Consider the following 13,262-nt stretch of genomic DNA (forward strand, 5'->3'; position numbering starts at 1 on the left):
ATCAGTGCTGGACGGAGTAGACCAGCTTCTGGATGCCGTTCTTGTAGGACTCGCTGGAGACGAGTTCGAGGTTGGTCTTGTCGCGGTCGGCGTCGCTGAACAGGCGCTTGCCGGCGCCGAGCAGGACCGGGAACACGAGCAGGTTGTACTGGTCGATCAGGCCCGCGTCGGACAGGTTGCGGTTGAGCGTCGCGCTGCCGTTGACGATGATCGGCCCGCCGTCGGTCTCCTTCAGCGCCGCGACGTCGTCGAGGGACCGGAGGATGGTGGTCTGGCCCCAGTTCGTCACGAGGTCGCTGTCCTGCAGCGTGGTCGACACGACGTACTTCGGCATCGCGTTGTAGCCGGCGAACTCCTGCGTCATCCCCGGCCAGACCGGTGAGAACGCCTGGTAGCTGACCCGGCCGAGCAGGAGCGCGGTGGCCTCGGTCTGCTCCTCGCCCTTGAGCGCGTACGCCGCCTCCTCGAACGCGATGTCCTTGAAGGTCCAGCCGGAGTTGCGGTAGCCGGGCTCGCCGCCGGGGCCCTCCACGACGCCGTCGAGGGAGATGAACGCGGTGGTGATGAGGGAACGCATCTGAAGCTCCTTGGATCAGTGGTGTGTGGTGCTTGTGCCTGTGCGTCGTGCGGGTGCCGAAGCACTCGACACCCGCGAAATGTGACGCCGGTCACATCGTGCTGACGATCCAGGCCGCGGAGTCGAAGAGGACCCCGTCACCGCTGTCGTGCGCGGAGAGCATCGCACGCAACGCGGCCCGGGCGTGGTCGGCCTCGCCAGGGGCGAGCTCCGCGAGCAGGGCCTGCGGCTCGCGGAGCCGGAGGACGTTCTGGTACGCCGACTCGACGTCGGCTCCGTAGTACAGCTGCTCGTTGACTGCGGTGAAGGTCGGTTCAGAGAAGCCCGCGGACGTGAGCACCTCCCGCACGACAGCCGGGTCGCCGAGCGTGAACGGCGACTCGTCGCGGAAGTCGCCGCCGATGGTTTCCGGAATCACCCGCGCCCACTCGTTGGCAGCCCGCGGCTGCCAGACCATGACCACGAGCCGCCCGCCCGGCCGCAGGGCCCGCCGCAGGTTCCGGAAGGCGCCCACCGGATCCGCGAAGAACATCACCCCGAACCGGCTGATGCACACGTCGAAGGTGGCCGCCCCGAAGTCGTACGTGGCGGCGTCCGCGAGCAGATAGCTGACGTGCTCGTCCGAGGTGTGCTGCCGGGCGTGCTCGAGCATCCGCTCGGACACGTCCACACCCACCACGTGCCCGGGTGCGGCATCCGCGGCTGCCTCACGGGTCGTCTGCCCGCCCCCACACCCGACGTCCAGCACTCGATCCCCGCCCCGCACGCCGCAGGCGGCTCTGAACCGTCCCTGCAGGAACCGCATCTCGGCGTCGTAGTCGAACACGCCGCCAAGGCTAGATCAGGCAGGGACGAACCGAATCGAGTTCCCGTCGGGGTCCTGGGTGTCAGGCCCTGGGGCGGTCGTTGCGAAGGCCAGGTGGGCGATCGAGGCGGCCGGCGGGGGTGCGAGCTCGAGTGTGTCGGCGCCGAGGCGGAAGGTGTTCTCGCCGACGTGCTCCATGCCGAGATGCGTGCCGTAGAACTCGGCCGCCGCCTCCAGGTCGGGGGCCGCGACGGCAATGTGCTTGAACGCCTGGAGCGGGCCGGCCGTGATCGGCGCGACACGGAACTCCTCCGAGCGCTGCAGAAGCTCGACGCGAACGCCGTTCGGGTCGGACAGGAACGCCAGCCGCCCTTGTCCGCTGCCGGCCACCCGCGGCGACGAGATCTCGGCGTACCCGAGCGCCGTCAGCCGCGCGTAGTCGCCGTCGAGGTCGTCGGTCATGAAGCCGATGTGGTTCAGCCCGTACGACGCCTGCGCGTCGGGCTCCTCGTGGTGCAGCAGCTCGACCAGGCCGGTCGCCAGCTGGATGTGCACCCGGTGCACGCCTGGGCCCTCCATGAACAACCGGTCGACCACCTCCGCCCCGAGCCCGCCGTAGAACGCCAGACTCGCCTCGAGATCCCGCACCCGACCGCCGACATGGTTCAGCTCATAGATCACCGCACAACAGTAGCAAGCGCTTTCCAAACGTGACGATCGCCAACGAGTGGCGGTGGCGTGCAGGATGGGGCCATGGAGTCACTGGTGTTCGAGAGCCGGGACCTCGGTCGGACCGAGGAATTCCTGAACCGGGCGTACACGAAGATGCAGATCGGCGGCGGCCCGGCCGGCGTGCGGACGCGGATCGCGCGGGCGGCCGCCGAGTCGATCACCGTCGACCGGATCGACATCGGGTTCGAGATGAGCTACGACGCCGACCCGCTCGGCAAGATCTGCCTGTGCGAGGTGTACACCGGCCGCATCACGGACCACGCGACCGACGGCTGGGAGGACGCGTTCCAGCCGGGGGACCTGGTGTCGTTCGCGCCGCCGGACCGGCCGTACGCCGGGAAGATCCACACGTCCTCGTACAGCATCACGATGTTCGACCCGGCGCTGCTGACCCGGGTGGCCGGTGTCGGCCGGAAGATCAACGGGCCGGTGCGGCTGCTCGCCCACCGGCCGCGGTCCCGCCAGGCTGCCCGCCAACTGTCGCAGACGATCGCCTACCTCGCCGACACGCTGCCCAACGCGGCCGCCCAGAACTCGCCGCTCGTGCTCGCGTCCGTCTCGCAGCTGCTCGCCTCGACCGTCCTCGCCGCGTTCCCGAACACGGCCGACGCCGACCCTCAGCAGGTCGGCGCCGACAGCCGGGACGCGCGGCCGACGACGGTCCGCCGGGCGCTCACGTTCATGGAGTCGAACCTCGACCAGGCGCTCGCGATCGCCGATATCGCGGCGGCGGCCGGCGTCACCGTGCGTGCGCTCCAGACGGCCTTCCAGCGGCACCTCGGGACGACACCGCTGGCCTACCTACGTCAGCTGCGGCTGGAGCAGGTGCGTGCGGAGCTCGTGGCCGCCGACCCGTCGCAGCAGACGGTTGTGGCAGTGGCTGCTCGGTGGGGCTTCCACCACCACGGCCGGATGACCGCCGCGTACCGCGAGCAGTACGGCGAACTGCCGAGCACGACCCTGGCGCGTTAGGGAAGCTTCCGGGTGTCGATGAGCTGCTGGGCGACGTCCCGGAGCTTGGTGTTGGTGTCCTGCGAGTAGCGCTTGAGGACGGCGAAGGCGCGGTCGGCGTCCATGTCGAAGCGCTCCATCAGGATGCCCATCGCCTGCCCGACGAGTTTGCGGGCGTCGATCGCCTGGGCGAGTGACTCCTCGTGCCGCGCCGACGCCAGCGCGACGGACGCGTGCCGGGCCAGGATGTGCGCGACCGCTTCGTCGTCAGGCCCGAACGCGTCGGGGTCCAGGCTGTACAGCCCGAGCACACCGACCGCGCGGCGGGACGCCGCGCCCGTCACCATCGGTACGTCGAGGACGCTGCGGACCCCGAGCGCCGCGACCTTCTCGGCCCACACCGGCCAGCGGTCGTCGGCGCCGGTGTCCCGGATCAGGACCGGCGCGTGACTCTGCAAAGACTCGACCAGGGGACCGTTCTGGCTGCCGATCTGGAGCTCGAAGATCTCGGCGACGACCGGGTCGGTGACGGCGGCGACCTGCGCACGCGCGCCGCGGGTCGCGAACGCGACTCCGGCGTAGGTGCAGTTCAGGGCCTGGAGGGCGAACTGCACCACGGCGTCGACGGTCTCCTCGACGCTCGCGGCGTCGTGGAGCTCGAGGGCGAGGCGCGCGAAGTCCGAGGCAGTCGTGTCGCTCATCGGGTCGATCATGGCCATCAGTTCATCGTCTCCTGGCGGTCCGGCGGGGGCTGGCCGCCGTCGGGCTGCCGTGGTCACATCATGCGGCTGCTATGACCGGTTTCGCTGCGGTCTGTCCCGTTTCCCGCACAATTTGCGTTCTGTGGACAGGCCGGTGTTCGCCGTACGGCTAGGTTTGAGGGGTGCAGGTGGCGAAGCGGTGGACGTGGGTCGCGGTCGGGGTCTTCGTGGCGGGGGTGTGGGCGGCCTGCTCGGACGACGGCGGCACCACCAAGCCGGTGACCGCACCGGTACCCACCGTCAGCAAGACGGTTCCCGCCGAGCCGACGGCCACGACCTCGAAACCCTGGTACGACGACTACGACCCGGCGCACTTCGCCGCCGACGTCCGGCGCTACGCCAGACAGGCCGGGATCAACCCACAGTTGCTGATGGCAATCTTGTACAACGAGTCGTACAAGCCGCACGACCCGACGTTCGAGCGGCAGTGGGCCGAGGTCGACTCGGACCCGGCGTTCGGGATCGCGAACATGCACAAGCCCGCGTTCGACGAGACCAAACGCGGCCGTCCGTTCGCGAAGCGGAAGTGGGAGGAGCTGCCCGACAACCCCGCGCTGGCGATCCAGGCCGCGGCCTGGCACCTGCACGATCTCGCGCGACGGCTGCCTGCCGACCGCGCGGACCTCTACACCACGGACGAGTTGCTTGCCCTCGGCTACAACGCGGGCGGCGGCAACATGCGGATCTTCGCCCGCGGCCGCAAAGCCGGTGCGCAGGCGCAGTCGTACCTCGACCGCCTGCACGGCAACTGGGCGAAGTCCGCCGAAGCCCTCGAGAGCTGACAGGAGCCCCTGTGACCTTCGCAGCACCCACCCTGGCCGTCGCCGACTGGCGCCAACAGGTCTTCGCGCTGTACCGAGCCGTCCGCGCCGAGACCGACCCCGCCGCGGCGCACCCCCGGTGGCAGGCCACCCGCGACGAACTGCTGAGAAATCACCCCGCCTCACCGGTCCCGGTCGAACAGCGCGCCGGGTATTCCGGCGCGCCCGTCGCGCCGTACGACCCGCAGTACCGCTTCGAAGCGGCCGTCGACACCGACGTGAAACCGCACAACTGGGAGTTCGTCTCGGCGACCGACGGCGTCATCCCGTTCTCCCGCGTCGGCGTCCTGCACCTTCCGATCGGCGACCTCGACGTGTGGTGGCTGGAGTCGTACGGCGGCGGCCTGTTCGTCCCGGTCAAGGACCCGAACAGCGCGACGTACGGCGGCGGCCGCTACCTGATCGACACGGTCAAGGGCGCCGACCTGGGCGGTGACCTCGGCACCGGCCGGTTCGTGGTCGACCTGAACTTCGCCTACAACCCGTCGTGCGCCTACAGCCCGGACTGGACCTGCCCCCTCGCACCGGCAACCAACACGCTGGGTGTCGAGTTGCCGGTGGGGGAGCTGGCAGGCTGAATCAGGCCGCGGCCTCCAGTGCCCGGGTCAGCAGGGCGACCAGCGCCTCGAGCTGGAAGTCGGCCGAGGAGCCGACCTCTTCGTCGGAGCCGTCGAGCGCCATCGCGGCCAGGCCGGCCTTGGCGTCGATCAGGTCCGCGACCCGGGTGTCGATGGTCTGCGCGGCGATGATCCGCCACGCGGTGACCGGCTCGTCCTGGCCGATCCGGTGCACCCGGTCGATCGCCTGGGTCTGCTCGGCGTTCGTCCAGGACAGCTCGGCGAGGACGACGTTCGACGAGACCTGCAGGTTCAGGCCGACGCCGGCGGTGAGCAGCGAGCAGACCGCGATCGCCACGTCCGGATCGTTGACGAACGCGTCGATGTTCTTCTGCCGGGTGCGCGCGGTCTGGTCGCCGCGGATCGACGAGTACCGGATGCCGCGCTCGGCGAAGAGCTCCTCGGCGGTGTCCATCACCTCGATGTGACGGGCGAAGAACACCACCTTGCCGACGTTCTGGGCGAGCTGTGCCGCGTAGTCGGCGGCCAGGCCGGCCTTGGCCTGGCCGATCCGGCGGAACAGGCTGAACACGTTGTCGCCGGTCTTCTTGGTCGCCATCTCGGCCCGCTCCCAGCCGGCCACCTGGCGCACCAGGTCGTGGTCGATACCGTCCACGACGATACCCAGCCGGCGCGTCTCGAGCGCGGTCCGGTAGCGCGCGACGAGCCGGTCGGCCAGCTCCCGCTCGGCGTCCCGGATCGAGCGGCCGACGGCGCCGTCCAGCTCGACCGGCAGGTCGGCGATCCGGCGCGCCGGGATGTCGGCGGCGACATCTACCTTGCGGCGGCGGACGATGCCCATGTCGATCACGCTGGCCCGGGCGGCCGCGGCGAAGCCGGGATCGGCCGGCGTCAGGTCGGTGTCGTCGAGCTTGTCCATCAGCTCGGCGCGCGGCGCCTTCTCGTCGATCCAGCCGAGGAACTCCCAGATCGCGGTGAAGTCCTCGATCGAGTTGATCAGCGGTGTACCGGTGAGCGCCATCAGCAGCGGCCGCGCGGTCCGGGACCGGATCCGGTCCGACAGCTCGAGCACGTTCCGCGACCGTTGGGACTTCTTGTTCTTGATGAAGTGCGCCTCGTCCACCACCATGCCGCGGAACCCGAGGTCGCCGAGCCAGCCGACGTGCCGGTCGAGCACCTCGTAGTTCACCACCACGATGTCTGCGAAGCCGTCGATCGTGTCACCGTCGCCGTGGATCACGGTCGGGGTCTTGCGTGGCGTCCAGAGACCGGCCTCGCGCGCCCAGTTCGTCTTCACGACGTTCGGCACGACGGCCAGCAGCGGGTAGGCGTCGGCGGCCTGGGCGGCGAGCAGCGCCTGGGCGGTCTTGCCCAGGCCGGGCTCGTCGGCGAGCAGGAACGTCCGGTGACCGGCCGCGGCGGCCGCGATCAGCCGGGCCTGGTGCGGCATCAGCTCCAGGCCGCGCAGGCGCAGGCTGTCGATCCCGCCGGACAGCCGGAGCGAGGTCGGGTCGGGCAGGCTCATGCTCGCCGACGCCGAAGCGTGCTCGAACGAGCGCAGCAACGGACCGATCAGCTCCCATCCGCCCAGGCGGCTCGGCCGGGCCGGCCGGGACGAGACGTTGGAGAAGTCCGGGGCGAGGAACGGGTTGGCGAGCTGCCGGGAGACGACCGCCTGCGGCACGACCCGCCGGGTCTGGGTCTCCGGGGCAGCGACGGGCTGCTCCGGCTCCGGCTCCTCCGGCGCCTCCATGCCGGCGTCCTCGAGCATCTGCCGCCGGAGCGCGGCCGCGGCCTCGGAGATCACCGCGTCCTCGGCCAGCAGGCCGAGCAGCGAGGGCTCCAGGGCGGCGGTCTTGGCCAGGATCGTCGCGATCCCGTCGAGCCGCCGCAGCTGCTCGGTGCGGTACGCCTCGGTGGCGGATCCGTCGCCGTTCACCCGGGCCCGCTCCTCGCGGACCAGCAGGGCGACGACCTGGAACTTCGTCCGGATCGAGGGCTTGATCGCACCGCGGGTGACAGCTCCCTCGACCTCGCGTACGGCCTGCGCGAGGACCTGGATCAGACCGTCGGACTCGCCGTCGCGGACACGGCGCCGGCGACGGGGAGCGGAACGGGTAGCGCCGGGCTGGCGCTGACCTCGTCGGGCCAACATTTCCTCCTGTGTCGTGCCACGGCGGAGCCGTGACGGAATACCGGACCACGCGAGGACCGACCCGCCGACGAGATGCCACCCGGTGTCGTCCAGAGGGCCGTTCAGAGGGTCCTCCAGGAACGCGGCTCAGAATGCACCGCTCCTGTGTGCGCGATCGAGAAACCATGCTACCCGCACTCTCCCGATTGTTGGAGACCGGCACCGGGTACCAGTGCTGGCGCACGAAGATCGTCGGCGAATCCCGAGAGGCGACCGTGGACCGGATCGAGGCCAAGGCACTGAGTGACGACGAACTCGAGGGCATCGACGCGTATTGGCGCGCGGCCAACTATCTGTCCGTCGGGCAGATCTATCTGCTCGCCAATCCGCTGCTCCGGGAGCCGTTGCGACCCGAGCACATCAAGCCGCGGCTGCTCGGCCACTGGGGCACGACGCCCGGGCTGAACCTGATCTACGCGCACCTGAACCGGGTGATCCGGCAGCGGGACCGGGAGATGCTGTTCGTGACCGGCCCGGGCCACGGCGGCCCGGCGCTGGTGGCCAACACCTGGCTGGAGGGGAGCTGGACGGCGGCGTACCCGAACACCACGCTGGACGAGGCCGGGATGGGGCGGCTGTTCAAGCAGTTCTCGTTCCCGGGAGGTGTCCCGAGTCACGTGGCGGCCGACGTGCCGGGGTCGATCAACGAGGGCGGCGAGCTGGGCTACTCGCTGAGTCACGCGTACGGCGCGGCCGCGGACAACCCGGACCTCGTCGTGACCTGCGTCGTCGGCGACGGCGAGGCGGAGACCGGTCCGCTGGCGGCGTCCTGGCACTCGAACAAGTTCCTGAACCCGGCGCGCGACGGCGCCGTCCTGCCGATCCTGCACCTGAACGGATACAAGATCGCGAATCCGACGGTGCTCGCCCGGATCGGCGAGGAGGAGCTGACCGCCCTGATGCGGGGCTACGGGTACGAGCCGTACCTGGTCGAAGGGTCCGAGCCGGCCGCGGTCCACCAGGCGCTGGCGGCGACCCTGGACGCCTGCCTGGACCGGATCGACGAGATCCAGCGCGAGGCACGCTCGGCGGACGACGCGCGGCCGCGGCCCGCCTGGCCGATGATCGTGCTGAAGACACCGAAGGGATGGACCGGTCCGCAGACCGTGGACGGCGAGCAGGTCGAGGACACCTGGCGGTCGCATCAGGTGCCGCTGTCCGGTGTACGGACGAACGAGGACCACCTCCGGCAACTGGAGGACTGGCTCCGCAGCTACCGGCCCGAGGAGCTGTTCGACGACGACGGGCGTCCGGTCCCGGAGCTGGTCGAGCTCGCGCCGGGGGAGCGGCTGCGGATGGGGTCCAACCCGCACGCCAACGGCGGCCTCCTGAGCCGCGACCTCGAGCTGCCGCCGGTCGAGGAGTACGCCGTACCGGTGAAAGCGCCGGGCGCCGAGGACGGGGAGCCGACGAAGGTCTTCGGCACGTTCCTGCGGGACGCCTTCCGGCGGAACCCGGGCATCCTGCGATTGTTCGGGCCGGACGAGACCGAGTCGAACCGGCTGGGCGCGGTCTACGAGGAGACGGACAAGCTGTGGCTCGCCGAGCGGCGCGACACCGACCGCAACCTCGGACCGGACGGCCGGGTGCTGGAGATCCTCAGCGAACACACCTGTCAGGGCTGGTTGGAGGGGTACCTGCTCACCGGGCGGCACGGCCTGTTCTCGTCGTACGAGGCGTTCGTCCACATCGTCGACTCGATGGTCAACCAGCACGCGAAGTGGCTGAAGACCATCAACCAGCTCGAGTGGCGGCGGCCGATCCCGTCGCTGAACTACCTGCTCACGTCGCACGTCTGGCGGCAGGACCACAACGGGTTCTCGCACCAGGATCCGGGCTTCATCGACCATGTCGTGAACAAGAAGGCCGAGGTCGTCCGCGTCTACCTGCCGCCGGACACCAACACGCTGCTGTCCACGATGGACCACTGCCTGCGGACCCGGAACTACATCAACGTCGTTGTGGCGGGCAAGCAGCCGCAGCCGAACTGGCTGGCCTGGGACGAGGCCGCGGTGCACTGCGCCCGGGGTGTCGGCGTCTGGGATTTCGCCAGCAACGACGACGGCGACCCGGACGTGGTGATGGCGTGCGCGGGCGACGTGCCGACGATGGAGACGCTGGCGGCGGTCGACCTGCTCCGCGAGCACGTCCCGGACCTGCGGATCCGGGTCGTGAACGTCGTCGACCTGATGCGCCTGCAGGACGCCGCCGAGCATCCGCACGGGCTGCCTGACGCCGACTTCGACGCGCTGTTCACCACGGACAAGCCGGTGATCTTCGCCTACCACGGCTACCCGTGGCTGATCCACCGCCTCACCTACCGGCGGCACGGCCACGCCAACCTGCACGTCCGCGGGTACCTCGAGGAGGGGACGACGACCACGCCGTTCGACATGGTGGTCCGCAACAACCTCGACCGGTACCACCTGGCGATGGACGTGATCGACCGGGTGCCGTCGCTGCGGTCGCGTGCGGTGGCTGCGCGGCAGTACTTCATCGACCAGCGCACGCGGCATCATGCCTATGTCACCCGGTACGGCGAGGACCTGCCGGAGGTGCGGGGCTGGCGGTGGTCAGTCCAGTAGGCCGACCGCGACCCGCAGATCGTCGACGAACCGACCGAAGTCCCGCCGGAACTCCTCCGACCGCACGACCGCGGACGGATGCACGGTCGCCACCGCGAGGCCGCCGCCCGGAAGCTCCAACCGCCTACCCCGCTCCTGGGTGACCCGGAACGTCGAGCCGAGCAGGGCCTTCGCGGCCACCGATCCCATCACGACCACCAGCGACGGCTTCACGATCTCCAGCTCGCGCCGCAGCCACGGATGGCACGCGGTGATCTGACTGGCGGCCGGCGTCTTGTGGATCCGCCGTTTTCCCTGCCGCTCGAACCGGAAATGCTTCACCGCGTTCGTCAGGTACACCGTCGACCGGTCGATCCCGGCCTCCACGAGCGCCTTGTCGAGCAGGTGGCCCGCGGGCCCGACGAAGACGTGCCCTTCCTTGTCCTCGTGGTCACCGGGTGTCTCGCCGACGAGCATCATCCGGGCCCGCACCGGCCCCTCGCCGGGCACCGCCTGCTCGGCGTCCTCCCAGAGGTCGCAGCCCCGGCAGTCGCCGAGCGCGGCACGGACCTTCCGCATCCCGCCGTCGTGCGGGACCCATTCCTGCGCTCCCGGGTACTTGGTCATCAGCCACCTGTCTCCGAGTGTGGCGCGTGGACGGGCTTGGACTGCGCCGAGCGCCGCTGCCGCAGGTAGATGGAACCGCCGATGATCGCCGCGACGGCCAGGAACTCACTCTGCCAGTTCTGCAGCGACTCGTACCAGAACTGACTCGTGCCGAGATAGGACCAGGTCGTGACCGCGGCGCCGCCGTGCAATTCCTGTTCCTCGCTGTACGCCGCGGCACCGGTTGCCGCGTGCAACCACAGTGACAGCAGGAACACCACCCCGAACGCGATCGCCAGCGAGTTCTCGTACAGCCTCAGGATCAGCTCGGAGCCGTGCCGTACCGCCCAGGGCGCGTTCCGGTCGGTGCGGTGCTCGCGCGGGTCCTCGTCCTGCGGCGCCGGTCCGTCGAGCGGCCGGGACTCCGCTGAGCCCTTCTGTACCAGGTACGCCGTGAGCAGCACGTACATGAACATCTGCAGGAACTCGGACTCCCAGTTCTCGAACACCGCCTCGCCGAACGAGGAGGAGCCGATGTACTGCCCGAAGCTCTCCGCCGCCCGGCCGTGATCGGCGAGCTCGGCGTTCTGCTGGGCGTGACCCACGAAAGCCAGTCCGACCAGGAACCCGAGGAACAGCACCAGGTTGGCCAGCAGCAATGCCCGCAGTCGTAGCCATCGCATGCCGCTCCGGTACCCCGTGCCGCCTCGTTTCATGACGCGGCGCACGACGTCTACAGTGGCTCCATTCGTCGCCAGGGAGGCATCGGATGGCAGCTGACGCGCGGGACGCGCACGTGCTCGGCCCTGGCCGGGCGCCGACGCCGTTCACGGCCGCCCAGATCCGGGACGCGACGACGGCGGGGAAGTCGATCACGCGCCGTGTCGACTCGGAGGATGCCGACCCGTTCCTGCTGATCAGCACGTACCTCGAGTGCGACGCGGACGGCGCCACGCTGGAGCGCTCGCGGCTGACGCTCGACGGCACCCCGCTCGGCGACCCGCAGGTGTTCACGACGACCTGGCTGGACCTGCAGCGTCACGCCTCGTTCCCGGCCGCGGACACGACGATCGAGCCGGAGCGGATCCGGACCGCGATCGGTGATCTCGACTGCTTGCGGTACACCGTGCGTGACGGCGCGACCGACGAGGTGTTCTGGTTCGCCACCAGCCTGCCCGGGATGCCGATCCAGCAGGAGAGCCGGACCGACGGCCGGGTCGTGACGACCGTGTCGCTCGTCGACTACACGGTCACCCAGCCTGATTCATGACGCCGGCGGCACCAACGCCAGGCGGACGATGACGAGGGCGAACAGGACGAGCGTCAGCGCGTGGACGACCGTGCACCACAGGCAGATCGCGTTGATCCGGAACAGCTCGGCCCAGATCAGGTAGCAGACGAACACGACACCGGTCAGTACGCCGGCCAGCCGCAGGCGCCCCGGCCACGGGGACGACGTACGCCACATCGGCGGCAGCGACAGCGCGGTCATGCCGACGAAGAAGGCGAGGCCGAGCAGCGCGACCGGGATCCCGAACAGCGTCGAGTACTGGCTGCTGGTCACCTTCGCGCAGTTCACCACCCCGGTGTCCGGGCAGGCGAGCGTCGAACCGGCGGTGAAGTGCTCGTACGTGAGGTACGCCGCCACCGCGAGCCCGGCGACCGAGACGGCCAGCGTGGCCCACGGAATCACGCCGAGCGACGTCCGGGCGGACTGCTGCGCAGTGCTGGCCACGCCTCAGCCCTTCGCGCTGCCGAGCTTCGCCGCCGCGGCGGTCACCGTGTCGGTCGAGCAGACCTTCTCCGGCTGGTTGTTCGTCAGCTTGCAGATCGCCGCGGTGTAGACGTTGGCCGACGAGAGAACCGCCTTCGCGATCGGGCTCGACGGATCCTTCAGCGCGTCCGCGATCTGCGCCTGCGTCTTCCCGGCGAGCACCTCCGGGCTGTACGTCGCCCCGGAGTTGACGAACTTGCCGCCGAGGTCGATGAACGGGATCGACCCGTCGCTCTCGACGTACGGCGGCTTGTTGTAGGTGTCGAACGTCTTCTGGTCCTCGGCGGTCGGGGTGTCGAGCGGCTTGTACCCGTTCCCGACCATCTCGTTCGTGGTCGTCTCGACGCCGGTGAACGCCAGGTACTGACTCGTGTACGTCGAGCCGTGGAACGACAGCGTCGCCGTGTTCGGGAAGACGTCCTCGGACGCCGAGTGGGTGGTGCCGAGGTTGCTGAACGTCCCGAAGCGGGACAGCGCGACCGTGACCGGCCAGCGCTCCGCGGCGCAGTACGGGCAGAACTCGGCGCCGATGTACAGCACCTTCGGCTTGCCGCCCGCGGTCAGCGCCGGAGCGGTGATCGCCGACGGCGCGGCCTTCACGTCCGCGCTCCCGACGGCGGCGAACGTCGAGTCCGGAATCGAGGAGAGCGCCGTGACCAGCCCGGAGTCGGCCGCACCGGACGGACCGGTCGCGGTCTTCTTGCCGCCGCCGACCAGGCGGATCGTCACCAGGCCGCCGACAATCACCAGGACCAGGACGACCGCGCCGACCGCGAACAGGAGGCGTCGTCGTCGCTCCGCCTGCTGCTGGGCGGCCAGCTGCGCCGCGATCCGCTCGCGGGCCGCAGCCTTCTGTTCGACGCGCCGTGCCATGACTCTCCTCTGATCGTGCCGTGCTC

14 protein-coding genes are annotated in these 13,262 nt (G+C 70.0%); 5 read left to right on the plus strand and 9 right to left on the minus strand.

Features of this window, described 5'->3' with window-relative positions; genetic code table 11:
- Position 1: 1 nt before the first annotated feature.
- The 3 genes from ABZX12_RS08855 to ABZX12_RS08865 all read right to left on the minus strand — a co-directional run bounded on the left by ABZX12_RS08855 (position 2) and on the right by ABZX12_RS08865 (position 2,063).
- The gene (locus tag ABZX12_RS08855; RefSeq protein WP_355691219.1) at positions 2–577 is read right to left on the minus strand and encodes a dihydrofolate reductase family protein; all 576 of its coding nucleotides are present in this window, start codon (positions 575–577) and stop codon (positions 2–4) included.
- Positions 578–668: 91 nt separating this feature from the next.
- Complete coding sequence (locus ABZX12_RS08860) at positions 669–1,403, minus strand: class I SAM-dependent methyltransferase (protein ID WP_355691220.1); 735 nt, start codon at positions 1,401–1,403, stop codon at positions 669–671.
- 15 nt (positions 1,404–1,418) lie between these two features.
- Positions 1,419–2,063, minus strand: coding sequence for a VOC family protein (locus ABZX12_RS08865; protein ID WP_355691221.1), 645 nt, complete (start codon positions 2,061–2,063; stop codon positions 1,419–1,421).
- Positions 2,064–2,135: 72 nt separating this feature from the next.
- Between ABZX12_RS08865 and ABZX12_RS08870 the strand changes: the two genes are divergently transcribed.
- Positions 2,136–3,086 carry a helix-turn-helix domain-containing protein gene (locus ABZX12_RS08870; protein WP_355691223.1) on the plus strand — a complete coding sequence of 317 codons (951 nt, stop codon included), beginning with the start codon at positions 2,136–2,138 and terminating at the stop codon, positions 3,084–3,086.
- Here ABZX12_RS08870 and ABZX12_RS08875 read toward each other — a convergent pair.
- Positions 3,083–3,766 carry a GAF and ANTAR domain-containing protein gene (locus tag ABZX12_RS08875; protein ID WP_355691225.1) on the minus strand — a complete coding sequence of 228 codons (684 nt, stop codon included), beginning with the start codon at positions 3,764–3,766 and terminating at the stop codon, positions 3,083–3,085. The two genes, ABZX12_RS08870 and ABZX12_RS08875, sit on opposite strands and share 4 nt — an antisense overlap.
- Before the next feature lie 182 nt (positions 3,767–3,948).
- Here ABZX12_RS08875 and ABZX12_RS08880 point away from each other — a divergent pair, with 182 nt between their 5' ends.
- The gene (locus tag ABZX12_RS08880) at positions 3,949–4,608 is read left to right on the plus strand and encodes a transglycosylase SLT domain-containing protein (RefSeq protein ID WP_355691226.1); all 660 of its coding nucleotides are present in this window, start codon (positions 3,949–3,951) and stop codon (positions 4,606–4,608) included.
- Between the two features lie 11 nt (positions 4,609–4,619).
- Positions 4,620–5,225: a DUF1684 domain-containing protein gene (locus tag ABZX12_RS08885; protein ID WP_355691228.1), complete on the plus strand. Its 606-nt coding sequence runs from the start codon at positions 4,620–4,622 to the stop codon at positions 5,223–5,225.
- 1 nt (position 5,226) lies between these two features.
- On the opposite strand, the gene ABZX12_RS08890 is transcribed toward ABZX12_RS08885, so the two are convergent.
- Positions 5,227–7,380 (minus strand): DEAD/DEAH box helicase, encoded by a 2,154-nt coding sequence (locus tag ABZX12_RS08890; protein ID WP_355691230.1) that lies wholly within the window; start codon positions 7,378–7,380, stop codon positions 5,227–5,229.
- 164 nt (positions 7,381–7,544) lie between these two features.
- Between ABZX12_RS08890 and ABZX12_RS08895 the strand changes: the two genes are divergently transcribed.
- Positions 7,545–10,004: a phosphoketolase family protein gene (locus ABZX12_RS08895; protein ID WP_355691232.1), complete on the plus strand. Its 2,460-nt coding sequence runs from the start codon at positions 7,545–7,547 to the stop codon at positions 10,002–10,004.
- Here ABZX12_RS08895 and ABZX12_RS08900 read toward each other — a convergent pair.
- Both ABZX12_RS08900 and ABZX12_RS08905 read right to left on the minus strand, forming a co-directional pair.
- Complete coding sequence (locus tag ABZX12_RS08900; RefSeq protein WP_355691234.1) at positions 9,993–10,610, minus strand: UdgX family uracil-DNA binding protein; 618 nt, start codon at positions 10,608–10,610, stop codon at positions 9,993–9,995. The two genes, ABZX12_RS08895 and ABZX12_RS08900, sit on opposite strands and share 12 nt — an antisense overlap.
- The gene (locus tag ABZX12_RS08905; RefSeq protein ID WP_355691236.1) at positions 10,610–11,272 is read right to left on the minus strand and encodes a DUF6766 family protein; all 663 of its coding nucleotides are present in this window, start codon (positions 11,270–11,272) and stop codon (positions 10,610–10,612) included. Before ABZX12_RS08905 ends, ABZX12_RS08900 begins: the two co-directional genes overlap by 1 nt.
- An 86-nt stretch (positions 11,273–11,358) precedes the next feature.
- Here ABZX12_RS08905 and ABZX12_RS08910 point away from each other — a divergent pair, with 86 nt between their 5' ends.
- Positions 11,359–11,859: a hypothetical protein gene (locus ABZX12_RS08910; RefSeq protein WP_355691238.1), complete on the plus strand. Its 501-nt coding sequence runs from the start codon at positions 11,359–11,361 to the stop codon at positions 11,857–11,859.
- On the opposite strand, the gene ABZX12_RS08915 is transcribed toward ABZX12_RS08910, so the two are convergent.
- Both ABZX12_RS08915 and ABZX12_RS08920 read right to left on the minus strand, forming a co-directional pair.
- Complete coding sequence (locus tag ABZX12_RS08915; protein ID WP_355691240.1) at positions 11,854–12,324, minus strand: vitamin K epoxide reductase family protein; 471 nt, start codon at positions 12,322–12,324, stop codon at positions 11,854–11,856. The two genes, ABZX12_RS08910 and ABZX12_RS08915, sit on opposite strands and share 6 nt — an antisense overlap.
- Positions 12,325–12,327: 3 nt before the next feature.
- Positions 12,328–13,236 carry a DUF929 family protein gene (locus tag ABZX12_RS08920; RefSeq protein WP_355691241.1) on the minus strand — a complete coding sequence of 303 codons (909 nt, stop codon included), beginning with the start codon at positions 13,234–13,236 and terminating at the stop codon, positions 12,328–12,330.
- Positions 13,237–13,262: the final 26 nt, after the last annotated feature.

It is taken from the genome of Kribbella sp. NPDC003505 (genome assembly GCF_040610875.1).
GTDB lineage: Bacteria > Actinomycetota > Actinomycetes > Propionibacteriales > Kribbellaceae > Kribbella.